Consider the following 7,423-nt stretch of genomic DNA (forward strand, 5'->3'; position numbering starts at 1 on the left):
TCCATCAAGCTGTGGGTAGCCCTGACTAATTCAACTACCTTCCTAGAGTACCAACGGAAATATATATGTATCTTTACGTAAACACTCTCAAATATTTTAATAAAACTATGATTTTGCATTATTTTTTAAATTTTATCTCGTATGTTGGACATAGTGTAGATTGGCGCTGACATTACCTCGTACGGCGGGTTGTTTCCCGTATGTTGGCTATTTTGTAGGTGTGAGCTGACGTTAGGCAGCCCAATACCCCAATGGAGTTATATCCAGCCATTAAGTCCTTTCTTTCCAAGCACTTGGGTTTCTGCGAGCATGCAAAACAGCTAATACTGACAATTGGTGCTCATCTTCGATAAAGAAAATACCAAACGGGAACCGGTCTATTAAGATTCGCTGAATGTTCCCATGTATTTTGCGGTATCGCCCAGGGTTTCTGGTTATCCGTGCTAATCCACTTTCTACGCATAACAGAAAATCATCCCCCAAGCCTTTTCTTTGCGACTCGTACCAGCGATAGGCTTGGCCTAAGTCCTCCTCTGCTTCCGGTCGAACAAGAAGCGTTTTGCTCATTCTCCGGTAATCCGGTTTTTTACCTCGCTCCAAGATGAGCCTGATTCTTTATCTTCAATATACTTTGCTAACCGCAAATTAAGCAGTTCTTTTTGTTCGTCTGTTAAGGCGAACAAATGGTCATCATTAGCCACGCTATCCCATAATTCCTCTGCCAACAAAATACGTTCAGCATTACTAAGTTCCTGAATTTGTATAGCCATTTTATGTACCCTTGGGAATGCCTAAAGATACAAGTGTACCTGCTTCTTGTCGTTATGTTAAGTATCACGTACGACGGGTTGTAGGGCGGGTCGAGACCCGCCGCATTATATGGTTGTAAAATTCATAGCCATACCGTTATTACTGGTGGTCTTTAACGTCGGCCAATAGTTTGATCCTACCCAAATGTTTGGCTTTTGCGTAATACACGTTGTCGGCGGTAATCAATAGTGCGCCTTTGGTTTCAAGGGCAACTGCATGATATAGCGTGTCGAATAGGTGGTGGTTAAGGTCAATACTCAGCCTTATGGCTTGTTGGTAAATAGTCGGTTCGTCGGCAATTGCCATTTCGACTTCAAGCAAGTCAGCTAAATCCTGGTCGGCCTCAATGGGTTTTTTTCGTGCCAAAACGGCAGCGACTTCAGCTATAAAATGCGGTGGCTGGATTAATGGATAGCCAACCAGCAAAGCAATGGCTTTGTCGTAATGATCGTCGTTTTCCTGCAAAAACCATTTCAGGGCAACACTGGCATCGACGACAATTTTGTCATGCACGCAACTCTTCCCTTGCCGCGCGGATTTCTTCGTCAGTAACAGTTGGCGCATGTTTACGGCGCTCTAAAATCCTATCGATAGCCGCTTTGCTGCGTTGTTGTTTGTCTTTCCGTTCTATTGCTTCAACCATCAAGTCTGCAACGACTGCGCTTTTATTTGTGCCTTGGAAGGCTTGGTTAAACTTGTCTTTGATGTCATCAGGAATGCTGAAATTCATAGTGGCCATTGTTTCACCTTATTTTGTTGAATATTTCAACAATAATATCACTGCTGTTAAATAATGAATAAATTAAATCAGTAAAACGATTTTAGTCAACAGTTCACTTATCTTTCCAATTGACCGCTTATCGTTACAACCAAATGGCTTCTTGTTCTAACGCTTTGCCGCAGCGTTGCGAGAGTTGCCCCAATTTAATTAAGTCAGTGTTCAACGCATTCATGTTATCCAGCTTTTGCATGGCATTTTCAAATTGGACGCGGGTTTTAGACCAAACCTCAGCGTTGCCGTACACCGGCAATTTATTTTCCCAATCCGTGAACCAATAAAAATGTAACGTTGAACTGGGGTGAATCGTAGCGGCTAATCGGGCGTAATTAGCCAACCCGATACCGTCATAATCCGGGAAGAGGATCACGTCATTAGCTCGCTTTTGTTCCGAAAACCATTTAAGTACTATGTCGGATAATTGCCCGGCATAATAGACGAGACAGCCGTTAAACTCATCGGGCAACCAATCACAGCGATCAAATAATGCTTGGTTTTCAACCAATAACAAAGGGCGGTTACAAAACCACGCATTATTAGCACTAACCTGCATTGCGACCACACCCAAACGTTCAGTCAATTCCGAAGGCTTCATCGTGTTATCGCCACATTGCCAGACCACATCGCTATCCCAGGCTTTCATCAGTAAATAAAAACTGTCGTGGCCGGATTGTCCTCTTTTGCTGTCAAGGTCTGTGCCGATATTACGGCTACGCTTGGGTAGAAGCGATAACAAGAGCTCATCATCCAGTGGATGGAGCTGACGGACATAGTTGCTAATGTTTTGACGATCAATCAACCGATAAACTACGCCGTTGCCTTGTTTTTTGACTTCAATAAGGCGGGTATCAAGGGCAAACTGTTCCAATTCTTTGCGTTGGCTTTTGGTGAAATCCGACGCGTTAAGTGGTTGTTCGTTTGATAACAAGCGTTTTAAGGCTTCAGATAAAAGTGACATCAGGCTTGGTTCTCAGAGGGAATGGCTTCGAGAATTTGCCAATTTAGGCGGCTGATAGTGTTTTTACCTTGGACATTGCCGATAGGCACACAATAGCGTGCGGTAATTTGCGGTTCTGGGGAAGCAAAAATCAGCGAAAACCCGAACTCAGCCGCCGTTTCAATCAAGTTGCGCTGATTGTATTGATCGAGTGATGCGGCCTCATCCAAATAACAGGCTGTCTTGATTTGTTTACGTGGGTCTTGCATTTGGTTGAGCATGGCGAGGCCGGTGATGAGTTTTGCCATTAATACCGTACCGTTTGAGGCGGCACTGTCGATGTCCTCAAATTCGGCTGGCTCTTGGCCTTCCTTGGCAATGATAAAAACCAGCCGGAACAGATGCTCAACCCGCAAACTACCTCTGGCTTCGCCTTCTTTAATAAGTAAATCCTTCGCCTTATTAAGCTCTTTGTCGTCCAGCACCGCATTATGGTCGAATAGGTCGAAAGAATTGCCCGAATCGACCTGTTCTGAGGTTGAGATCAAGGTTTGTATCGCCTTGACCAAGGCATCTTCTTCCCTCGGTTCAATTTTAAAGACCTTAAGGTCTGAAAGCTGGCGGCGATTAATTTTGTTATTAAATTCCCGCATCCGCCGTTTGAATGACTCCAGGCTATTGCGTAAATCACGCAAAATGGCCGCTACCTGGACGACGGCTGAACGGGCTTTGCGCTCAATGGATGCTTGTTCCTGGCTGAGTTGCGCCGTGTAGTTGAACAAAGCAACTAACTCTTGTTCGGCAGAATCCTGGGTTTGGAACTTACTCACACCATCTTGATGTAATTTACCGAGTTGCAGACTTAGGTTGTCATCAATTTGCCGTAGCTTTTGGCAATCGCGGTTATAGTTTTCAATCTGGTCTGCTAAGGCCGACATGACCAATACCGCCGGTTCCATGCAAGGCAGAGAGGGTAGCTGTTCTAAAAAATTGAACGGCGGTTGTTGATCCAAGCGCTGATGGCGGGCAGCGTTAATGCGTTGATGTTGGTTTTGCAACTCACCTTGTTCAGTTTTAAGGCTTGTTTGCATTGCCGTGAGGCTTTTTTTGTTATCGGCCAATGTTGATTCTTCCTGATCAAGCCCAGCAATGTTCCGTTGTAATTCGGCAATCGTTTGCAATCTGGTTGACTCACTTTCTTTGAGTGACACCAATTCTTGATAGTCTTGAATATCGTTATCCAGCGCCTTGATTTGCCGTTCCAGCCCTGTTTGCTTCTGTTTTTGTTGTGCCAATGTTTCAACGGTTTGAAACAGCTTTTCCAACTCTGCTAGTTGCCGTGTGCAATCGTCGATTTCAGTTTCAAGTTCGTAAGCTGTTTTTATGGTGAGGTTCGCTTCAAGCGCCGATATATCAAGGGATAAACCGGGGAGTTTCAGGAGATTTCCCGACAGTTTGCTTTCTACCACGCCAATAAACGATTGGAAGGCTGGTTTATCATGCAGATCAATTGGATTACCTTCAGTGACAGATAAGCTCAAGACCGATTTAGCCAAAATCCTTGTCAACAAGTCAAAGCTGATTTTTGGCAAGAGATTTTGGAGCTGCAAATAAAGATTATCGTTTAGGCTGGTTAACTGCTGGTTCAATTCGTCCCGTTCTTTGCTAATTTTGGCAATATTCCTTTTGATGGCATCGGACGACTGATGGTGCTCGGCATTTTTGATGCGGGTGACCAATTCATCGCGTTGTTCCTGCAAGGTTTGCCGTTGCTTTTCCAATTGCGTAGCATCAGTGACAAACTGAAATCGGACAGTCAGCTCTTGATAGCGAGTCTCCTTTTTTCCCTGCTCTTTTAACGCGATATTGGCATTCGCTTGATCTTGGAAAATGGCCTTTTGGCGATGCTCCAATGTGCCGATTTCAGACGTCAAACTCTCAAAGCGTTGTTGCAGTTGGATAGAACTGTTTTGAAAATGGGCTTCCCAATCATTCAAGCCTTGTTCGATCAATGGCCGCCACTGGATGATTTTGCCACGCAACCCCAGGCGTATCTGCTGGCTATTTTCCATGGTCTCAATCAGTGCCTTGTTGCGGAACACGGCATCATATTGGGACTTATCGTAATTGACATCGGCGAAGTTTTTATCCCATTCGCTCTTAAAATCAACACTACGATCCTGTAAGTCATTTTTGAAGATTTCCAGCAAATAGGTTTTTACTTCCCGGCTATCCAAACGATCCAACCGTAAAGTTCGGGTCAAGATGCGTTGGTACGTTCCAGCTTGGGAGGTAAACTCAAGGGGAAAAATGGTTAAATCAGGATCATCCGAACGCTGCTTTTGCCGATTACCATACAACAATGCCCGTAAATCGGCTTGTTGGTAAATTTTGGCTGGTTTGCCGCATTCATATAGGCGGCTGATCAATTTCGGCTGGGCTACCAGTTGTCCATTGTCCAACCGGTAATCATCGAGATCAAGGCCGCCTTGATAGGCAAAGTACTCATAATCATGGCTTAAGCCCTTACCAACACAACCAATCACCGCCATCCCGGACGGCAACAACACTTCGAGCAGAATATACGAACTATTGTCAGGGAAATAGAAGCGCCGGGTATTTTCAGGGCTATGCGCCCCGAAATCCATGTGCTGTTTGTTGAGAATAAGCAGAAACTGCAAGGCATTGATCAGGCTAGTTTTGCCGGTATTGTTAGGGGCGATAATCGACACCGAATCGTCTAGCGGCAATTCAGCGCGGCTGTAACCGGCACTATTGAGTAACACAAGCTTCTGGAATCCATACTGTGCCAAACTCAAAGCGTATCCTCCGCGTCGTCTTCGGTTTGCATTGGGTCATATCGCTCAGCTTGGGCAAGTTCTTGAAACAAGTCCAAATAGCGGTGCACGGCTGGCTGTAGCCGGAAAGCGCCATCTTCTAAGACCAGAAAACCAATACGGGCGGCACTGTCTAAAGTTTCCTTTATTGTTTGCGGACTGGTGATTTCTTCGGCTTCCAAAATGGCATGATAATGGATATGGAGTTTGTTAATTAACGGCATATCGAGCTGCCACTGTTGGAACTGGAACAAATGTAAACCTTGATCGGCTTGATATTCAAATAGCAGCATCAACAGCAATGCTAAGCGACGCGTGAGTTTTCCTGTGTAAGCGCTGGCTTGATCGGTTTTAAAGTAGGCGTAACCCCGTCCATCCAATACGAGACTAAAGCCTAATGCAGCAAACAAGGTTTCATATTGACTCTGATGATTTTCAAGTTCTACCCATAGCTCACTGTCCTGTAAGCGGTTTAAATGGGCTCCAGAACTTAACAGTTTAAACAGGGGTTGTAATTGGGGCAGTTGCTTTAAGTCTATTGTCATAAGGCTTCAAGCGTGTGGCTGTGCAAGCGAATGCGGACTTTTTTAAGCGAAATCTGGGTTTCATCCGTATTTGGGCTTGCGCTAATATCGGGAAGACGGATGAGTTTGTGGTAAAGCCTTAACAGCGTGGCATCCTGATAATTACCATAATGGTTGACCAACCATTGCATCAAATCCAATACCGGAAGGTTCGAGTAAAGGTGCTTTCGAATACTATCTTCATCGACGCGTTCAAGCGCTATCTGCATTTCTTCAACCGTCTGCTCGGGAAAATCAACCGCTTTAGGCTGATAGTGGCGCACCTGTTCCATCAACGTTAATAATTCAGCACCTATGGCTATCGATACTGGACGTTCCTTACGCCAAACCGGCAAGCTTTTTTGTGGAAAGGTTCGGCGTAAGCCTTTTTTGCGTACTTCGCCCAATAATTGTCCGATGGCTGCGCTGAGATGGTTGTGGCGACGAATTTCTTCCCGCAAAGGCATCAAGATGTTGGTGCATTGTTTCAAAGCAAGACGACCGGATTGCCGTAAATCTTTCACCCGAAAGCCAACTTGGCGCAACAGGACTTGATGGCTGTATAAACCACCTTGATTGTGCAATTGCTGGGATAACGATTCCAGCACACGTTCGGCTTCTTCCAGTAACGGATAGAAATTGCCGCCAGCACCAGTATCCATCAGCTCGGTCATGGGTTGCACATAACGGTCATAGGCTTCCAACACTTCACGGTAACGTCTCGATAGCGGCATACGCTCATCAGCGGCTTTGGCGCGTTCGGCAATATCCTGGATGGCATGGGTGTCCTGACCCAGTTGTTGCAATATTTGCCGAAGTTGATTGTCGATGCGCACTGCACCCTGTTGTAACGCCGCGATATCACGTTCTTGAAATGCTTGGTGCAATTGTTCCAGGGCGATTTTAATGTCACTAACCCGGGCTTTTAAGATGTCGGACAAGCCAAGTTCGTGTTCATGCAGTAAGCTGCCGACAAACTGGCGGACGTTTTCGTTAAGTTGGAGCGTATTGCTGTGCGACATTTCAATCAACAATTCAGCGTTGACGAGTTGCTGCAAGCGTTCTATGTGTTGCTCAACAGATTCATGCACATAGATTTTCCCGAGTAAGGCCAGCACCTCGTCGCGTTCATAACCGATCTGGTCACGGCCAAGTAAAACGATACGTTCTACGGCTTCCCAGTGTTTATCAAGCGCCCTAACTAGGCTACGTGGATTAATCATTATTTAAGGGTTAAGTACTCGCTTATCCACTGTTTCTCACAGAAAAGGTAGCCCACTACCCTGGATCAATGGTTAGTTGAACGTAACCGCGCTGCCCTGAAACTTAAGCCGCCTGGTCAAAAATAACTTTGATGCGAATCCCAGCCTTTGCCGCCAATGTCAGCAACATATCCAAGCTAAATTTTTTCCATTTCCCGCGCACCAAATCAGAAATCCTGGCTTGCGATACGCCCAATTGCACAGCCGCTTGCTCTTGGGTAAGGTTGTTGTCCGCT

At 45.5% G+C, this 7,423-nt stretch carries 9 protein-coding genes; all 9 read right to left on the reverse strand.

Annotated features, from left to right (window positions below; translation table 11 throughout):
* Nucleotides 1-270: 270 nt before the first annotated feature.
* Nucleotides 271-567, reverse strand: coding sequence for a type II toxin-antitoxin system RelE/ParE family toxin (locus ABL924_RS16930; protein WP_349028275.1), 297 nt, complete (start codon nt 565-567; stop codon nt 271-273).
* Nucleotides 564-770, reverse strand: coding sequence for an addiction module protein (locus tag ABL924_RS16935; RefSeq protein ID WP_349028276.1), 207 nt, complete (start codon nt 768-770; stop codon nt 564-566). The genes ABL924_RS16930 and ABL924_RS16935 overlap by 4 nt, the downstream gene beginning before the upstream one ends.
* Nucleotides 771-909: 139 nt before the next feature.
* On the reverse strand, nt 910-1,323 hold the full coding sequence (locus tag ABL924_RS16940; RefSeq protein ID WP_349028277.1) for a type II toxin-antitoxin system VapC family toxin: 414 nt from the start codon (nt 1,321-1,323) through the stop codon (nt 910-912).
* On the reverse strand, nt 1,316-1,549 hold the full coding sequence (locus ABL924_RS16945; RefSeq protein ID WP_349028278.1) for a hypothetical protein: 234 nt from the start codon (nt 1,547-1,549) through the stop codon (nt 1,316-1,318). The genes ABL924_RS16940 and ABL924_RS16945 overlap by 8 nt, the downstream gene beginning before the upstream one ends.
* 124 nt (nt 1,550-1,673) lie before the next feature.
* Nucleotides 1,674-2,546 carry a hypothetical protein gene (locus tag ABL924_RS16950; RefSeq protein WP_349028279.1) on the reverse strand — a complete coding sequence of 291 codons (873 nt, stop codon included), beginning with the start codon at nt 2,544-2,546 and terminating at the stop codon, nt 1,674-1,676.
* Nucleotides 2,546-5,344, reverse strand: a complete 2,799-nt coding sequence (locus tag ABL924_RS16955; RefSeq protein WP_349028280.1) for a hypothetical protein — start codon at nt 5,342-5,344, stop codon at nt 2,546-2,548. Before ABL924_RS16955 ends, ABL924_RS16950 begins: the two co-directional genes overlap by 1 nt.
* On the reverse strand, nt 5,341-5,907 hold the full coding sequence (locus ABL924_RS16960) for a hypothetical protein (protein WP_349028281.1): 567 nt from the start codon (nt 5,905-5,907) through the stop codon (nt 5,341-5,343). The genes ABL924_RS16955 and ABL924_RS16960 overlap by 4 nt, the downstream gene beginning before the upstream one ends.
* The gene (locus ABL924_RS16965; protein ID WP_349028282.1) at nt 5,904-7,148 is read right to left on the reverse strand and encodes a hypothetical protein; all 1,245 of its coding nucleotides are present in this window, start codon (nt 7,146-7,148) and stop codon (nt 5,904-5,906) included. The genes ABL924_RS16960 and ABL924_RS16965 overlap by 4 nt, the downstream gene beginning before the upstream one ends.
* Before the next feature lie 103 nt (nt 7,149-7,251).
* On the reverse strand, nt 7,252-7,423 hold a 172-nt coding region (locus tag ABL924_RS16970), incomplete at its 5' end, for an XRE family transcriptional regulator (RefSeq protein WP_349028067.1).

It is taken from the genome of Methyloglobulus sp. (assembly GCF_040079455.1).
In the GTDB taxonomy this organism is placed as follows: Bacteria; Pseudomonadota; Gammaproteobacteria; order Methylococcales; family Methylomonadaceae; genus Methyloglobulus.